Source organism: Rhodococcus sp. NPDC055112, assembly GCF_053607505.1.
The window spans coordinates 47,665-63,565 of record NZ_JBSGTR010000019.1; the positions used below are offsets into that span (position 1 = coordinate 47,665).

The window sequence follows — 15,901 nt, forward strand, 5'->3', positions numbered from 1 at the left end:
CCGAGACAAAGCGAGGAAGAGGCGTGGAGTTCGAAGTCACCATCGAGATCCCCAAGGGTCAGCGCAACAAGTACGAGGTCGATCACGAGACCGGCCGCGTCAAGCTGGACCGCTACCTCTACACCTCCTTCGGCTACCCCGCCGACTACGGCTACATCGAGAACACCCTCGGTGAGGACGGCGACCCGCTCGACGCGATGGTGCTGCTGCCCGAGTCGGTCTTCCCCGGCGTGATCGTCGAGGCCCGTCCCGTCGGCATGTTCAAGATGGTCGACGAGGCCGGCGGCGACGACAAGGTGCTGTGCGTGCCCGCGGGTGACCCGCGCTGGGACCACATCCAGGATCTCGCCGACGTCTCGCAGTTCGAGCTGGACGCGATCAAGCACTTCTTCGTGCACTACAAGGATCTCGAGCCGAACAAGCACGTCACCGGCGCCGACTGGGTCGGCCGCGCGGAGGCCGAGAAGGTCATCACCGAGGCGGTCGAGCGGCTGAAGGCCAACGGCGGCCACTGAGCCTGCTACCGGCCATGCGGGCCGGTGATCACGACGAATGTGGGATCTCACCCGAACCGGGTGGGGTCCCACACTCTTTTGTATTGCCGGACGGGTTCCCACCCCTTGTGGGCACCTCGACCACCCCTTTTGGGGACGAATTCCGTTGGGCCCGAGGACGAGAATTTTGTGCAGTCCACTCCGCTCCCTCCCTCCCTCGAACAGGAATTGCACATGTCCACTCTCGACAAGATCGCCCGGCCGGTGGCGATGATCGCCATCGGGGCGGCAGCACTGCTCGCCACCCCCACGCTCGCATCGGCGAAACCCTCGCCCTCCGCGTCCCCGACAACGTCCTCGGCCGCCTCTGCTGCGGATTCGGATTCCGCTTCGGTTGGCCGCAAGATCGACAAGACCGGCTGGTACGGCGGATTCGCGATCACCGTCGACGAAGTGGCGACAGAGGTCAACGGCGGGGCGACCGAACTCGACCTCGAACTGAGTTACGAGAACCTGGTCGGCGAGGCCCTCACGCCGCCGGACAAGGCCTACCTCGAGGTCAACGGCGGCGAGGTCATCGATCTCGGCTTCGACAACAAGAAGATCGCCGGTTTCGGGAAGGGAAAGGGTGCCGCGACGGCCTCGCTCGGCAGCACCGAGGGCGATGTCGACGAGGTCCTCGACAATGTCGTCCTGGTCTACGGCGAGGCCGACGGAAATCTGACCAAGATTCCGCTCGCCGAGGACGCGAAGGTCGAGAGCATCGAGCCGAAGGGCATCACGGTCGGACAGACGATCGGCGACAAGGTTGCGGTCACCCTGACAAAGGCGTTCCTGTGGCCGAGCTATCAGCCCGGGGAGAAGGGGAAGTACGAACTGTGGGTCGAGGTGTCGATGGCCTCCAGTCCTGATGTCTCGTACGGATACAACGTGTACCCCGAGCACTTCTCGGTGTCTTCCCCCAAGGGCAACCGTGCAACCGCCGACAAGCGCAGCACGTTTCACAGCGAACTGCTCAGCAAGGGCTCGTCCATCGAGGGCGAATGGTTGATCTTCCTCATCGACGAACCCGCGAAGGGTGACTACACGTTCACTGTCGAGATGGACAGCAACCCGAAGGTCGCCAAGGACAGAGTCGACGCGTCCACGACTGTCGCCCTCTAGTATCCGTTCCGACGAAGGTGGGGTCTCGCTCCGAGACCCCACCATTGCGTGCATCCTGGGGGCATGGCCGGCTCCGGTCCGGCCGCGGGCCGAAACCTGGACAACCGGATGTCGTCGGTCACCACTACCATCGCCGGGTGACCGGATACGACGATCTCGACTACCTCGACACCTCGACCCTGCCTCCCCGCCAGCAGCGAATTCTGGCTGTCATTCGAGACTTCGTGGTCGAGAAGGGGTACTCGCCGAGCACCCGGCAGATCGGGGACGCGGTGGGCCTACGGTCCCCGTCGACGGTATCGAAGCACCTGAAGAGCCTGGAGGAGAACGGCTTTCTGCGGCGCGGCGACTCGGTGTCGCGGCCGATCGACGTGCGTCTGTTCCTCCGGGGATCCGCAACGCGGGAATCGACGAAGGGCTCGGTGCAGGTGCCCGTGGTCGGTGACATCGCGGCAGGCACCCCGATCCTCGCCGAGGAGCACGCCGACGACATGCTGACCGTGCCGCGCGAACTGGTCGGGTCCGGCACGGTGTTCGGCCTGCGGGTGCGCGGCGATTCGATGGTCGATGCCGCGATCCTCGACGGCGACATCGTGGTGGTTCGGCAACAGCACGAGGCACATTCGGGTCAGATCGTCGCCGCGATGATCGACGGCGAGGCCACCGTCAAGGTCTACCGGCGCCGGAACGGGCACATCTACCTCGAACCCCGTAACCCTGCCTTCGAGGTCATCGACGGCGACGAGGCCGTGGTGCTGGGCAAGGTGGTCTCGGTGATGCGCCGAGTCTGAGCGCGCACCCCGTCGTGCGGCGATCGAGCATTCGCCCTCGGTGTGACGGCCTTCCTCCCCAGTGGGGATGGAATCCCATTCGCTTTCGGACGACAGTTGACGTGTCCGAAGAAACCATTCCGCTTCGGCGGAGTACCCCGAATGCGGATGGCCCATTACATCTTTCGCGTGGACCGTCCGATCCCGAAAGGAATCGTCATGTCCAGCCTCACGAAATTCGCACGCCCAGCCGCCATCCTGGCGATCGGCGCCGCCGCAGCGGTCGGCGTGCCGGGCCTCGCCTCCGCGGCCCCGTTCACCTGGAACTCCGGCAATGACGGCGGATCCGCGGCAGGCGTCACCGTCAACGGAGCAGGGAAATTCGACTACACGCTCGACAACCCCACTGGATTCGCCGTCGCCAACATGCAGGTGTCGACCTTCCAGTTCCTCGGGTCCGCGGGGCCCTTCGTCCCCGGCGGCCCGGTGACCCTCGCCCCCGGGGCCACGACCGGTGGCACGGAAGACGGGATCACGGTCCACGTCATCAACGGCGGGACCTACGACCCCGACAGCACGGATCTGGTGGCTGCGAACGAGGTCGGCACCGGATACGCCGTCACGTGGTGACGGTCGGGCTCGCACACCGCTGAAAGTGTGGGATTCCGGTCGGATACCGATCGGAATCCCACACTGTGCGGTTCAAGCCCTACTGCTCCTCACCTTCGCCGGGTTCCTTCCGAGCCGCCGCCGAGGCCGCCAATCCCCCTGCCATGCGCAGCGGGACCTCCTTCCAGAAGAAGACCAGCACCAGCCCGACCAGCGCGACACCGGTCACCGACAGGAACACCGTCGACATCGACTCGGAGAACCCGACCTTGAACGGCTGGGCCAGCGCCGGGCTCAGCTGCTGGATGATCGAGCTGTCCTCGAGGACCCGACCGGCCGAGGTGACGTCCTGGCTCGCCAGCCCGGTCGACAGCGCGGCATCGGCCGGGTTCGAGCTGTGCAGTCCCTCCACGACCGCCTGCTGAAAGGCCGGATCCTTTGCGGCCGAACGCAGCTCGTCGCTGATGTTCGGGGTCAGCTGCGAGAACAGGATCGACAGGAACACCGCGACGCCGAGGGTGCCGCCGATCTGCCGGAAGAAGGTCGCGGCCGCCGTCGACACCCCCATGTCCTGCGGGGGCAACGCGTTCTGGATCGCCAACGTCAACGGCTGCATCAGGTTGCCAAGACCGAAGCCGGTGATCGCCATGAAGACCATGACCAGTGGCAGCGGCGAATCCGCGTGCACGAAGTGCAGCAGGAACATGCCGAGGGTGAGCAGCGAGGCACCGATCAGCGGGTACGCCCGGTAGTGCCCCGTCTTGGAGATCCGCTGACCCGAGATGATCGAACCCGCCATCAGCCCGAGCACCATCGGCAGCATCTGCATGCCCGCCAACGTGGGGCTCGACCCGCGAACCACCTGCAGGTACTGCGGCAGCAGCGTGATGCCGCCGAACATCGCGGCCCCGACGACGATCGAGATGACCACGCCCATCGCGAAGGTGGAGTTGCGGAACATCCGAAGCGGGATCAGCGCGGCGTCGCGCATCCCCCGTTCCACGAGAATGAACCCGAGCACGCCGAGCACGCCGATGACGTAACAGGCGATGGAAAGGGAACTGCCCCAGCCCCATTCGCGACCCTGCTCGGCGACCACCAGCAGCGGGACGATGCCGATCGCGAGGACGAGCGCACCCCACCAGTCGATCCGCACCCCTGGACGGCGGACCTTCGGCAGGTGCAGCACCTTCGAGACCACCGCCAGCGCGAACACCCCGATCGGGACGTTGACCAGGAAGACCCAACGCCAACCGTCGATTCCGAGGATCGTCTCCTGGCCGGCCAGCAGCCCGCCGAGCACCGGGCCCAGCACGCTGGACGTGCCGAAGACGGCGAGGAAATAGCCCTGATACTTGGCGCGTTCGCGGGGGCCGACGATGTCACCGAGGATGGCGAGCGCCAGCGACATCAGCCCGCCCGCGCCGAGGCCCTGGAAGGCGCGGAACGCCGCCAGCGCGTACATCGACTGGGCGAGGGTGCACAGCAGCGACCCGAGCACGAAGATGACGATCGCGGCCATGAAGAACGGCTTGCGGCCGTACATGTCGGACAACTTGCCGTACAGCGGGGTCGAGAGCGTCGCGGTGATCAGGTACGCGGTGGTCACCCACGCCTGCAGCGCGTACCCCTGCAGGTCGTCGGCGATCGTCCGGATCGCCGTCGAGACGATGGTCTGGTCGAGCGAGGCCAGGAACATGCCCAGCATCAGTCCGCTCAGGATGACCAGGATCTCGCGGTGGCTGAACTCTCCGGCGACGGGTGCGGGGGCCGGGGCGGTGTGTTCGGGCGACTTGGTCATCGGACACCCTGCTCCGGCTCACTGTCGCTCGGCAGGCTCCGCTCAGCGACACTGTCGCTCGGCAGGCTCCGCTCCGGCGTGAACAGCGGGCGCATCCGCTCGTAGTCCGTCACAAACCGGTCCATCAGGCGCGCGAAGTCCTGCAGGTCCTCGATGGACCAGTCGCCGAGCATCATCCCGAGCCGCTCGTTGCGCAGGGCGCGGATCCGGCCCGCGGCGGCCCGTCCGGACTCGGTGACGGCGAGCACGCTCGCCCTGCCGTCGGTCGGGTCGGCCTGGCGCTGCACGTGCCCGCGTTCGACGAGTTGCGCCACCTGGCGACTGACGGTCGACGGGTCGGTGTACATCGATTCCGCGAGCGCGCCTGACCGCATCGGGCCGTCCTTGAGCAGGCGGAACAGGCACGCATAGGCCGCCGGGTCGATCCCGTCGGTTGACTTGGCGTGCGCGATGGTCCGGTCCCGCACCCGCTGCAGCCGAACCAGGTAATTGCCGATCTCGTCGGCGTACGGCTCGATCTCGTCTCGCATCCCGCGCCCCAATGCTTGCGTCACTCAACTAGTTTCCGGCCGCAAGTATGTGACGGGGGCACGCCGTTGGGCAAGCGGCGAATGACGAGAACCCCCGTCCGGTTCGGCCGGACGAGGGTTCCCACCATCGGAGGAAAGGGAGGTCAGCGACCCTGGAAGTCCGGGGTGCGCTTCTGGAACACCGCGGCCATGGCCTCACCGATGTCCTCGGAGGCGAGGAATGCCGCGTTCCAGGCCGCCACGTACCGCAGGCTGTCGTCCACGCCTGCCGAACGGCGGTGATCGAGCACGTCCTTGATGCCGTGCACCACCAGCGGCGGGTTCGCGGCGATCTCGGCTGCGGTGGCGTGTGCGGCCGCCAGGACGGCCTCGGCATCGGCGAACACGTCGTTGACCAGGCCGATCTTCTCGGCCCGCGCCGCGTCGATGTCCTTGCCGGTGAGCGCGAGTTCGCGCAGGTGTCCGTCGCCGATGATCGCGGGCAGGCGGGCGAGGGTGCCCATGTCCGCGACGATCGCGACCTTCACCTCGCGAATGCTGAACTTCGCGTCCGCGCTGGCGTAACGGATGTCGGCCGCGGTCACGAGGTCGACGGCGCCACCGATGCACCAGCCCTGGATGGCCGCGACGACCGGCTTGCGGCAGTCCGCCACGGCGTTGATCGAGCGCTGCATCTGCTTGATGTTCTCGTGGAAGGCGGTCCGCGGTGCGGCCTGCGCCTTGTCCCCGAGGACCGGCGCCATCATCGGAGCCATGGCCGCGAGGTCGAGGCCGAAGGAGAAGTGCTTGCCCGCTCCGGCGAGGACCACCGCCCGCACCTCGGGGTCGGCGTCCAGCTCGGCGAAGATCAGCGGCAGCTCGCGCCAGAAGTCGGGACCCTGCGCGTTGCCCTTGCCGGGCCCGATGAGGGTCACCTGCGCGACGCGGTCCTTGCGCTCGACGGTGAAGGCATTCCAGGTCTGCTCGGTCATTACTCAAGAGTAACAATCCCCGGCGGCGCACGTTAAGGCTGCGCAAACTCCACCCGCGAGGTCTTTTCCGGGGTCAGACTGAGGCGCAGAATCGGCTTTCAGGAGCCGGGCGAGATCGGAGATGCCATGTTGATGCATCAGGGGATCGGACTCGACAGGTTCAATGCGCTGTCCGAGCGGGGCGCGGTGCACGCGCTGTTCGAGTGTTGCTGCTCGGCGACCTGGGCCCGGCATGTCGCTGCAGGCAGGCCGTACGGATCACACCTCGAGCTGCTCACCGCGGCGGACTCCGAGCTGTTCGAGCTGTCCGAGGCGGACATCGACCGCGCGCTGGAGTGTCACCCCGGGATCGCCCGCCGGGCCCAGACCACGGCCTCGAGTCAGGAGCAGTGCGCGGTCTGGGCACCCGACGAGGCCACCATGTCCGCGGTGCTGGAGGCCACCACCCGCTACGAGGAGAAGTTCGGGCACGTCTACCTCTGGTGCGCCGCCGGTCGCGATGCCACGGACCTGCTCGATGACCTCACCCACCGGCTGGGCAACTCCCCCGACACCGAACTCAAGACCATGCTCGGCGAGCTCGCAAAGATCAACCGGAGCCGGATCGAGCGAATGCTCGGCCCGGAGGGCGGCTACCTCGACTACTGACGCGCGGGCACCGCGCCCTCGCGAGGGGCCTGCTCAACCGCGGGTGGCGCTCGCGATCGCCCCGGCGAACAGCTCGGACACGGCCGTCTGAACGGCACGCCGGTCGACCTGCTCGGGGTCGACCGCGTGCTCGAGCATCAACCCGGAGATCAACGCCATCAGCGTGATCGCGGTGTTGCGGGCGTCGAGGCGCCGCCCGACGCCCCAATCCGATGCGCGCTCGGCGATGAGTTCCTCGAGCTGGCCGCGCAGGTGCCGCCGCTCGCGCAGGTAGGCCTGCGCGATCTTCGGGTCCCTGGCGGCCTGCAGGCCGAACTCGAGCACGAGCAACGCCCAGCCGGGGTCGGCGACCAGCCAGGAGCTGATCGTCTCACCGCCGCGACCCGCGGCGGCGGTGGGACTGAGCCCCGCGATCTCCGCGAGCACCCGCCCGGCCAGCTCGAGGGACCGCTGCGCGAACAGCTCCGCGAACAGGTCCTGCTTGGAATCGAAGTTCGAGTACACCGCGCCCTTGGTGAACCCGGCCCTGCGGGCGATGTCCGCCAGCGTGGCCGCGGCGAAGCCGTTCTCGACGAACTCCTCGGCGGCCGCGTCGATCAGCCGTTGGCGCACCACGTCGCGTCCTGGCCGGGCGAGCGGACCCGGCGGTGACGCAGCTCTCCCTTGACCTACCTCGTTCACGATACCTACGGTATTCAATACCGAGAGTATCGGCAAGGATGCGCCGCGAGAGCAAGGAAGCCATGACGACCACCACCACCGAACCGCACCGGTCCACCAGCCCGACCGACCGCTACAGCCCGCGGCAGATCATGGTCGCGGTGGTCCTGGGCGTGCTGCTGCTGCAGCTCGGCTTCATCACCAGCTACGTGGCCGCGTTCCACCAGCCGACCCCGCGCGACATCCCGATCGCGGTTATCACCGAGCCCGGACTGCCCGACGGCATCGGCCAGCAGGTCACCGACGAGCTCAATCGGATCGACGGCCACCCGGTCGAGGCGCGCACGGGGGCGAACACCTACGAGGCGCGCTCGATGATCCGGGACCGCGAGATCATGGGCGCCTACGTCATCAGCCCCACCGGAACCGACACCCTCATCACCGCCAACGCCGCGGGCAGCTCGGCGGCGACCGCGCTCGAGGGCATCTTCGCCGAGGTCGACACCGCCAAGCACCGCACATTCGTCGTCCGCGACGAGGTGCCGGTCGCGGTGCACGACAACCGCGGCCTGTCCGGCTTCTACCTCTCGCTCGGCTGGGTGGTGGGCGGCTACCTGCTCGCCGCCGCCATCGGACTGCTCATCGGCGCACCGAGCACCATGAGGGAGGCGGGCAGGCACATCGCGATCATGGCCGGGTACGCAGCGGTCTCCGGCTTCCTCGGCGCGCTCATCACCACTCACCTGCTCGGCACCTTCACCGGCCACCTGCTGCCGCTCTCACTGCTGGGCGCGGGCGTGGTCTTCGCGACGGGCATCTTCACCATGGGGCTGCGGGCGGCCGTCGGGATCCTGGCGGTGCCGCTGGCGATCCTGATCTTCGTCGTGCTCGGGAACCCGAGCGCGGGAGGCGCTTTCGGTTCCAACGTGCTGCCGGGCTTCTACGCCGCCATCGGGCGCTGGATCACCCCGGGGGCAGGCACCGAGGGCGTGCGGTCGATCGTCTACTTCCAGGGCACCGGAGTCGGCCAGCCAATCGTCACGCTCGCCATCTACACCGTCGTGGGCGTCGCCCTCATGCTCGGCTTCGCCGCAAGGGACACCAGGCGCGCGGCCGCGACGCCGTGACCGCCGCGACACGTCGCCCCGGATGCCGTGCGCGGCCGCCGCGCCGGACCTACTGTGGGGCATGGCCAGGCTCCTGCACCCGAACGCCGCCCACGTCGCGCGCGTCCTGATCTCCCGTGGCCATCACGGCGTGGTGGTCACCCAGGACGAGTCGACCCACACCGCAGAGGCAGCCGCCGCCGCGCTGGGCGTCGACGTCGGCGCGATCACGAAGTCGCTGGTGTTCCTGCTCGACGACGACCCGATCCTCCTGCTGGTCTCGGGCGCACACAAGGTCGACATCGAGCACACCGGCAAACGCCTCGAGGGCACCCTGACCCGGGCACCCGCCGACACGGTCAGGGAGGTGACGGGCCAGCCGATCGGCGGCGTCGCCCCCGTGGGGCACCCGACGAATCTGCCCACCTACGTGGACGCCGCGCTCGCGCAGTACCCCGAGCTGTGGGCGGCGGCGGGCCATCCCGCGACCGTGTTCCGCACCACCTTCTCCGAACTGCTCCGCATCACGGCCGGGCTGGCCATCGACGTCGACTGACCCGGGTCCTATAGTGGGCGGAACAGATCCCTGGAGGCGAAGTGACTGACGGAGTGTGGAGCCGACGACACGTCGACCTGTGCCGCACCTCCGCGAGCCGGTGTCCGCGCTGATCCGACTCGTCGCACGCACCGCTGGTGCGTGCATCTAGCGCAGCCGAAGATCCGGAGAATCCGTTGTCACAGCCACTCGAGAACCTGCCCGAGGCAGCCACCCCCGAGGACCCGATAGGCATCACCGCCGACCAGTACCGGGCGGCGATGCGCCGCTACCCCGCGGGCGTCACCATCGTCACGCTCGACGCCGGGGCGGGCCCGGTCGGCTTCACCGCCACTTCCTTCGCGTCGATCTCACTGGACCCGCCCCTGGTCTCGTTCAACATCGCGCACAACTCCTCGAGCATCAAGGCGCTGCACGCAGCGGACTCGCTGGTGATCCACCTGCTCGGCGAACACCAGCAGCACCTCGCCCAGCGCTTCTCGCGCAGCGCGGACCAGCGCTTCGCGGACGAATCGCTGTGGAAGCGTCTCGAAACCGGCGAGCCGGTGCTGCACGGCACACCGATCTGGTTGCGCACCACCGTCCACCAGCTCATCCCGATCGGCGACCACACGCTGGTGATCGGGCTGGTCACGCGCGTGCACGACGAGGACGACGCGGAGGCAGCTGCAGCTCCCCTGCTGTACCACGACGGCCGGTACTTCCGCCCGACCCCGCTCGGCGAATGATCCCGGCGGCGAACATCACCATGCCCACCTCCACCTTCATCTCCCCCGTTCGGAGTGAGTGTCGCAGCTGTCGTTGACCACGACCGGCGCACACCAACACAATCGAAACTGGGAGTTACTCATGGTTGATTCCGCATTGGGACAGCGGGATTCGAATCCCGATCTGATCCTCACCCTGCAATTCAGCAACACCGGATCCACCGACCGGCAGCAGCTGGTCGCCCTCGCGAACGCCCTCCGTGCGACCGCGCAGGAGCTCCTCCCCGGCGTCAGCACCCGGGCCCGGATGGACGCCGCACCGGCGGCCGTCGCCGCTCCGCCGAAGGCAGCGGACATCGACGCACCGCTCGTCATCGACCTCCCGGCCCGGCAGGTGTTCACCCGCGGCGAGCCGGTCTCGTTGAGCCACACCGAGTTCGAGATCCTCTCCCACCTGGCCCGACGACCGCGGGTGGTGGTGTCGAGGCGTCGACTGCTCGAGCTGAGCGGCACCCTCGGCGAGCGCGAACGGGCGGGGCGCAGCGTGGACGTCCACGTCTCCCGGGTCCGGATGAAGCTCGGGCGTTACGGCTGGCTGGTGTCCACCGTCCGTGGCACCGGCTACCGCTTCGACCCCGATCCCCGGGTCCGCATCATCACCGAAACCGTGGCGGCCTGAATGTCCACAAACGGCGGGAGCCATCGACCGGTGTGACCGGACGATGGCTCCCGCCGTTTGTAGCCCGCTATGACGCGAGAATGCTTCTGCCGGAAGTCAACCCGAACTGCCCGAGCACCTCGCCGAGCGTCGCCGACGGGCGGGTGAGGCCGCGCTCGTGCAGCAGTGGCAGCACGTCGTCCACCACGCGGTCGAGCACGCGGGGCAGAACCAGCGGCAGCAGGGTCACCCCGTCGGCGACCCCCGCCGCGCGGATGTCGGCGATGAGCCCGGCCAGACCCGATGCCGTCCCGACGTAGGAGATCGAATCGGGCACCCTGATACCCCGGAGCCCACCGTCGAGCAGGGCCAGTTCCCTTCGCGCGGAACGCGAATCATCGCCGAGGAGCACCTCGACGTCGAGCAGTACGGTGACCGAGTCCGGGTCCCGGCCATCGGCCGCGGTGTCCGCCCGGATCCGGTCACGCTGTTGCTGCGCCCCGCGGAGGTCGTGCGCTCGGATGCGGACGACGGTGCCGGGAACCGCGGCCAGGTCGAGCTGCGCGTCGGGGTCCGCGGGTGCGGTCAGGTCCACCCAGTAGTCGGTGAGCCCGAGCGGGATCCGGAAGTCGGTGTGCGCCGCGGACGCCGGGTGGTGACCGGCGCCGGACAGTTCGACCGCGACGTGCAGCGGCCGGGTATGGAAAGAAGAATCGATGGACATGGGTCTCCTCGAGAGATGCGTGCGAGCTGATGAGCCGGGGACGAGCTCAGCCCAGACACATGCCCGACGCGGTACGGCAGAGATCCACATGCCGACGGCACCACCGGGCGTCAGTCGCCAGGGTCGTCACGGGTGCCATGGCGCGAGCTTACCCGGCAAGGCCCGTCGCGCGGCGGCGACCGTCCACCAGTTCCCGCAGCGCCGCGACCAGCCGGTCCACATCGGCGGCGTGGCTGCCGAGGCCGAGGCTCGCCCGAACCGCGCCGTCCGGCCTGCCCAGCCGGGACAGCAGCGGGTGCGCGCAGAACCGGCCGTCGCGCACCCCGATGCCGTGCAGGTCCGACAGGTAGCTCGCCACCTCGCGGGGCGCGCATCCGTCGACGGCAAAGGTGACGATGCCGACCGAATCCGGGGAGTCGGACCAGATCCGGAGCAGCTCGACGCCGTCGATGCCGCGCAGCCCGTCGACGAGCCGAGCGCAGAGGGCACGCTCGTGCAGCTCGGACGCCTCCGCGTCGAGGCCGGCAAGCGCCGTGCAGGCCGCGGCCAACGCCGCGACGCCGAGCACGTTGGGGGTGCCGGCCTCGTGACGCTGCGGGGCCTGCGCCCAGTCGACGCCTGCCGCCGAGACGTCGCGGGTGGCGCCGCCGCCGACCAGGTACGGCTCGGCGGCATCCAGCCAGTCCCGCCTGCCGATGAGCGCGCCCGCCCCGAACGGCGCGTACAGCTTGTGACCGGAGAAGGCCAGGTAGTCGACGCCGAGCGCGGCGATGTCCACCCGCCGGTGCGGCAGCAACTGGGCGCCGTCGACGAGTATCCGCGCCCCGCAGGCGTGCGCGACCTCGGCGAGCCGGGCGATCGGCAGCACCTCGCCGGTGACGTTGGAGGCGCCGGTGACGGCGAGCAGCGCTGCCGGCTTGCTGCACAGTTCGGCGACGATCCGCTCCACCGTCTCGGCGACGGTGTCCGCGGACCGGACGATCCGCGTGCCGTTCTTCTTCCAGGGCAACAGATTTGCGTGGTGCTCGATGTCGAGGACAACGGTGTCGCCCGGCACGCAGCCGGCCAGCAGGTTCAGCGAGTCGGTGGTGTTCCTGGTGAACACCACCACGTCGTCCGACCGGGCCCCGACGAACCCGGCGACCACGTCACGGGCCCCTTCGTAGCTGGCGGTGGACACCTGCGAGGCGTACCCGGCCCCCCGGTGCACGCTGGCGTAGTACGGCAGCAGCTCCTGCACCCGCGCGGTGACCTGCGCCAGGGCAGGCGCGCTGGCCGCGTAGTCGAAGTTCGCGTAGGTGCAGGTCCCGCCGTCTGCCAGCGGGACGGTCAGGTCGGCCCCGGAGACCTCGGCGAACGGACGGTCGGCGGCGCAGCGCTCGTCGGAGCGAACGGCGGTGGCGGTGGCGGTGAGAACAGCAGTCATCAGACATCCCTCGGTCAGGGACCCGTGTGCTTGTGGAAGACAACGAGCCCGCGCTTGCCGGGTCCGGTGTTGGACCGCAGCCAGGTCGTCACCCGGGGCACCCCACCGCGGTGGAGGGTTGCCGGCCAGCAAGCCGGGGCTATCTGCTGGCACTCATGACCTACGGCGAGAATGGCAGGCCGGGTCGCGGGTTGTCAACAGCAGAGACCGGCTCGCGTGTTCCGCGAGCCGGTCCCCGGCGCCCGATGGCCTGTCTCACTCGAATTGAAATGACTTGCTGTTCAGCCTTTTTGCTCCGATCGAGACCTAACAGGCGGCCAGGAGCATCACCGGCGCGAAGGGCTCAACGCGGACGCAAGGCACCCCCAGCGCGCGCACGTGCTGCACCGCCGCCGCATCGGCGGCCGAGCAGATCCCGTCGAGCACGTCCTCGGTGGCGATCGCACCGAGAAGGTCGTCGCCGAGCGCCCGCGTGGACTCCAGACCGTGCTGCCTGAGCCACCGCTCGGTCTCGACGAAGGCCGCCGGGGTCCCGATGAACAGAACCCGCCGGATCTGCGGCGGCGCCTGTGTTGTCGTCATGCGATTCCCTTTCCTGGGTTCGGGTACGCAATCAACTCTCGCCGGGGGCGCCGCTCGTGTCTGTCCACCGATCGGCGGGTCAGCCGGGGGAACCTCGGGTCCTCCGATCGGCGGACAACTGAGCGCTACGTCACATCGGTGACCCAGGTCACCCACGCCTACTGATCACTCCGATCAGCCAGAGATCCCACTATTGACTGTTCTGCCAGCCATATCGACTGTAGTAGCGACACACAGCGCATATCGACACTGCCCTGAGCGCCACCCAGCCCAGCTATCGGAAGGACGTCAACGATGACCACCCTGGAAGCCCGACCCGTCACCCGCACCTCGCACAGCGGCTTCGACCACGAACACGTCGCCCTCGAATGCGGACCGCGCTCGGGCCTCCCGATCACCGTCGCCGTGCACTCCACCCGGCTGGGACCCGCGCTCGGTGGCTGCCGGGTGTGGCAGTACCCGGACTGGCAGTCCGGGATGGAGGACGCACTCCGGTTGTCCGCCGCGATGACCCTCAAATGTGCGGTCGCGGGTCTGGACACCGGCGGTGGCAAGTCCGTGATCGCCCTGGCGCCGGGCGAGGTCCTCGACGGGGACCGCCGCCGCGCGGCGATGCTCGACCTCGCCGACATCGTGGACGATCTGGGCGGGCGATACCGGACCGCAGAGGACGTCGGTACCAGCGCGGCCGACATGCAGATTGTTCGGGAACGGACCGCGCACGTCTTCGGCCTGCCCACCGCCGCGGGCGGGATCGGCGAACCGGCCGAGCCCACCGCGGTCGGCGTCTACTCGGCCTTGCGCGCCACCGTCGATCGTGCGTTCCCCGGCTCGGGCCTCGCGGGCCTGAGGATCACCATCAGCGGACTCGGGCAGGTCGGCTCCCGGCTCGCCCGCAGGCTCGCCTCCGAGGGTGCCGTCCTCACCGTCAGCGACATCGACGCGGGCAAGCGGGCGCTGGCCGAGGAGATCGGTGCCGGCTGGGTCAGTCCCGAGGACGCCGCCACCGTGCCCGCGGACGTTTTCGTCCCGGCCGGCGTCGGCGGGGTGCTCACCGACGAGGTGATCGACGGCCTCGACTGCCGCGCGGTCGTGGGCCCGGCGAACAACCAGCTCGCACGCCCGGACGGCGCGGACCGCCTGGCCGGCAGGGGGATCCTGTGGGCACCCGACTTCGTCGCCAATGCGGGCGGCGCCCTGTTCGCGATCCTTGCCGACGGCGAGAACCGGGGCTATGACGAGGTCCTGGCCCGGGTGAACCTCATCGGCAGCACCCTCGGCGAGCTGTTCGACCGTGCCGAGCGCGCGGGTATCACGCCGTTGGCGGCCGCACACGCGGCCGCGGACGAGCGACTCGGTCGCGGCTGAGCGATCTCCGGGCGTTGTGGCGCGGTCGGCCGTAGGGTCGGGCACGCCACGACCACGCCGCAACGTCTGGAGTAGCCATGCCCGCATCCGAGCCGCCCGCATCCCGCCGACCGGACCCCGGCCCGGTCATCGAGGCCGGGCGCGCGGCCCGGCGACCGCTCGTGAAGCCGCGGTTCGGCGTCGCGGACCTGCCCGATCAGCGCGGCCGGACGATCATGGTCACCGGCGCGAACAACGGCCTCGGGTTGCAGGCCGTCACCGCGCTCGCAGGCGCGGGCGCCCGGGTGGTGCTGGCCTGCCGCGACCTCGAGCGCGCCGCGAGCGCGCTGGAATCGGTCCGCGCGGCGGGCCGCGCCGCCGGATCCGCCGCCGAACACGCGCTGGTCCGGCTCGACCTGGCGGACCTGGCCTCGGTGCGGGCGGCGGCCGCCGAGACCGCGACAGCGGTGGAGTCCGTCGACGTGCTCATCAACAACGCCGGGGTGATGGCGATCCCGAAGGGCACGACGGCCGACGGATTCGAGACCCAGTTCGGCACCAACCATCTCGGCCATTTCGCGCTGACCGACGCGATGTTGCCGCTGCTCCTGCGGGCCGAGGCGCCGCGGGTGGTCACCCTGGCGAGCATCGCGCATTTCGGCGGGACCATCGACCTCGACGACCCGAATTTCGAACGACGCCCCTACGACCGCATGGCCGCGTACCGGCAGTCCAAGCTCGCCAACCTGATCTTCAGCGCCGAACTCGCCCGGCGGGCCGCGGCCGCGGGCGGCCCGCTGATCTCGATCGGCGCGCACCCCGGTGTGGCCGCGACCAACCTCTTCGACTCGATGCTGCCGCCGATACCCGGACTCGCGTCGCTCACCCGGCTGGGCATGCGGATCGTCGTCAACAGCGAGGCCGACGGCGCGCTGAGCCAGCTCTACGGCGCGACGATGCCCGACGTCGACAACGGCGACTACCTGGGCCCGGGGGGCCTGCGCGGCATGCGCGGGCCCGTGACCCGGTGCGGGCGCACCGAGAGCGCGCGGGACCCGCAGCTGGCTCGGGAACTGTGGGAGCTGTCCGTCGAGATGACCGGCGCGGACTTCGCGGCGCTGCGCCCGGCGACGCCGATTTGATTCGCA

20 protein-coding genes and 1 riboswitch are annotated in these 15,901 nt (G+C 69.2%); of the genes, 12 read left to right on the plus strand and 8 right to left on the minus strand.

Going from position 1 to position 15,901, the window contains the following annotated elements; genetic code table 11:
* Positions 1-23 precede the first annotated feature (23 nt).
* The 4 genes from ACWFRB_RS11785 to ACWFRB_RS11800 all read left to right on the plus strand — a co-directional run bounded on the left by ACWFRB_RS11785 (position 24) and on the right by ACWFRB_RS11800 (position 3,058).
* A complete protein-coding gene (locus tag ACWFRB_RS11785; RefSeq protein ID WP_392980122.1) occupies positions 24-515 on the plus strand; it encodes an inorganic diphosphatase in 492 nt (163 codons plus the stop codon).
* 213 nt (positions 516-728) lie between these two features.
* Complete coding sequence (locus ACWFRB_RS11790; RefSeq protein ID WP_452641156.1) at positions 729-1,658, plus strand: hypothetical protein; 930 nt, start codon at positions 729-731, stop codon at positions 1,656-1,658.
* Positions 1,659-1,795: 137 nt separating this feature from the next.
* On the plus strand, positions 1,796-2,449 hold the full coding sequence (lexA, locus tag ACWFRB_RS11795; RefSeq protein ID WP_452641158.1) for a transcriptional repressor LexA: 654 nt from the start codon (positions 1,796-1,798) through the stop codon (positions 2,447-2,449).
* 198 nt (positions 2,450-2,647) lie between these two features.
* The gene (locus ACWFRB_RS11800) at positions 2,648-3,058 is read left to right on the plus strand and encodes a hypothetical protein (protein ID WP_452641159.1); all 411 of its coding nucleotides are present in this window, start codon (positions 2,648-2,650) and stop codon (positions 3,056-3,058) included.
* Positions 3,059-3,137: 79 nt separating this feature from the next.
* Here the strand turns inward: ACWFRB_RS11800 and ACWFRB_RS11805 are convergent, their stop codons facing one another.
* The 3 genes from ACWFRB_RS11805 to ACWFRB_RS11815 form a co-directional block, all read right to left on the minus strand.
* Positions 3,138-4,838 carry an MDR family MFS transporter gene (locus tag ACWFRB_RS11805; protein WP_452641161.1) on the minus strand — a complete coding sequence of 567 codons (1,701 nt, stop codon included), beginning with the start codon at positions 4,836-4,838 and terminating at the stop codon, positions 3,138-3,140.
* Positions 4,835-5,392 carry a MarR family winged helix-turn-helix transcriptional regulator gene (locus ACWFRB_RS11810; RefSeq protein WP_452641163.1) on the minus strand — a complete coding sequence of 186 codons (558 nt, stop codon included), beginning with the start codon at positions 5,390-5,392 and terminating at the stop codon, positions 4,835-4,837. Before ACWFRB_RS11810 ends, ACWFRB_RS11805 begins: the two co-directional genes overlap by 4 nt.
* Positions 5,393-5,511: 119 nt before the next feature.
* Positions 5,512-6,339, minus strand: coding sequence for a crotonase/enoyl-CoA hydratase family protein (locus ACWFRB_RS11815; protein WP_452641165.1), 828 nt, complete (start codon positions 6,337-6,339; stop codon positions 5,512-5,514).
* Positions 6,340-6,465: 126 nt separating this feature from the next.
* Here ACWFRB_RS11815 and uraD point away from each other — a divergent pair, with 126 nt between their 5' ends.
* Positions 6,466-6,987 carry a 2-oxo-4-hydroxy-4-carboxy-5-ureidoimidazoline decarboxylase gene (uraD, locus tag ACWFRB_RS11820; RefSeq protein WP_452641167.1) on the plus strand — a complete coding sequence of 174 codons (522 nt, stop codon included), beginning with the start codon at positions 6,466-6,468 and terminating at the stop codon, positions 6,985-6,987.
* A 33-nt stretch (positions 6,988-7,020) separates the two neighbouring features.
* On the opposite strand, the gene ACWFRB_RS11825 is transcribed toward uraD, so the two are convergent.
* Positions 7,021-7,599, minus strand: coding sequence for a TetR/AcrR family transcriptional regulator (locus tag ACWFRB_RS11825; RefSeq protein ID WP_452641208.1), 579 nt, complete (start codon positions 7,597-7,599; stop codon positions 7,021-7,023).
* Between the two features lie 131 nt (positions 7,600-7,730).
* Between ACWFRB_RS11825 and ACWFRB_RS11830 the strand changes: the two genes are divergently transcribed.
* The 5 genes from ACWFRB_RS11830 (at position 7,731) to ACWFRB_RS11850 (ending at position 10,695) form a co-directional block, all read left to right on the plus strand.
* Positions 7,731-8,774 carry a hypothetical protein gene (locus tag ACWFRB_RS11830; protein ID WP_452641168.1) on the plus strand — a complete coding sequence of 348 codons (1,044 nt, stop codon included), beginning with the start codon at positions 7,731-7,733 and terminating at the stop codon, positions 8,772-8,774.
* Between the two features lie 61 nt (positions 8,775-8,835).
* Positions 8,836-9,309: a YbaK/EbsC family protein gene (locus ACWFRB_RS11835; RefSeq protein WP_452641170.1), complete on the plus strand. Its 474-nt coding sequence runs from the start codon at positions 8,836-8,838 to the stop codon at positions 9,307-9,309.
* Between the two features lie 53 nt (positions 9,310-9,362).
* Positions 9,363-9,422 carry a putative leader peptide gene (locus ACWFRB_RS11840; RefSeq protein ID WP_374102921.1) on the plus strand — a complete coding sequence of 20 codons (60 nt, stop codon included), beginning with the start codon at positions 9,363-9,365 and terminating at the stop codon, positions 9,420-9,422.
* A gap of 147 nt (positions 9,423-9,569) precedes the next feature.
* Complete coding sequence (locus ACWFRB_RS11845) at positions 9,570-10,037, plus strand: flavin reductase family protein (protein WP_097212980.1); 468 nt, start codon at positions 9,570-9,572, stop codon at positions 10,035-10,037.
* A 121-nt stretch (positions 10,038-10,158) separates the two neighbouring features.
* Positions 10,159-10,695 carry a winged helix-turn-helix domain-containing protein gene (locus ACWFRB_RS11850; protein WP_452641172.1) on the plus strand — a complete coding sequence of 179 codons (537 nt, stop codon included), beginning with the start codon at positions 10,159-10,161 and terminating at the stop codon, positions 10,693-10,695.
* Positions 10,696-10,762: 67 nt separating this feature from the next.
* Here ACWFRB_RS11850 and ACWFRB_RS11855 read toward each other — a convergent pair whose 3' ends face one another.
* From ACWFRB_RS11855 to ACWFRB_RS11870, 4 genes are all read right to left on the minus strand, one after another.
* The gene (locus ACWFRB_RS11855) at positions 10,763-11,398 is read right to left on the minus strand and encodes a hypothetical protein (RefSeq protein WP_452641174.1); all 636 of its coding nucleotides are present in this window, start codon (positions 11,396-11,398) and stop codon (positions 10,763-10,765) included.
* A 46-nt stretch (positions 11,399-11,444) separates the two neighbouring features.
* Positions 11,445-11,537 (minus strand): putative leader peptide, encoded by a 93-nt coding sequence (locus ACWFRB_RS11860; RefSeq protein WP_452641175.1) that lies wholly within the window; start codon positions 11,535-11,537, stop codon positions 11,445-11,447.
* A gap of 9 nt (positions 11,538-11,546) precedes the next feature.
* On the minus strand, positions 11,547-12,824 hold the full coding sequence (locus ACWFRB_RS11865; protein WP_452641177.1) for an aminotransferase class V-fold PLP-dependent enzyme: 1,278 nt from the start codon (positions 12,822-12,824) through the stop codon (positions 11,547-11,549).
* A gap of 45 nt (positions 12,825-12,869) precedes the next feature.
* A riboswitch (SAM riboswitch) is annotated at positions 12,870-12,985 on the minus strand.
* 145 nt (positions 12,986-13,130) lie between these two features.
* Positions 13,131-13,406, minus strand: a complete 276-nt coding sequence (locus ACWFRB_RS11870) for a hypothetical protein (protein ID WP_452641179.1) — start codon at positions 13,404-13,406, stop codon at positions 13,131-13,133.
* 294 nt (positions 13,407-13,700) lie between these two features.
* On the opposite strand from ACWFRB_RS11870, the gene ACWFRB_RS11875 reads away from it, so the two are divergent.
* Both ACWFRB_RS11875 and ACWFRB_RS11880 read left to right on the plus strand, forming a co-directional pair.
* Positions 13,701-14,774, plus strand: a complete 1,074-nt coding sequence (locus tag ACWFRB_RS11875) for a Glu/Leu/Phe/Val dehydrogenase dimerization domain-containing protein (RefSeq protein ID WP_452641181.1) — start codon at positions 13,701-13,703, stop codon at positions 14,772-14,774.
* A 215-nt stretch (positions 14,775-14,989) separates the two neighbouring features.
* Positions 14,990-15,895: an oxidoreductase gene (locus ACWFRB_RS11880; protein WP_452641209.1), complete on the plus strand. Its 906-nt coding sequence runs from the start codon at positions 14,990-14,992 to the stop codon at positions 15,893-15,895.
* Positions 15,896-15,901: the final 6 nt, after the last annotated feature.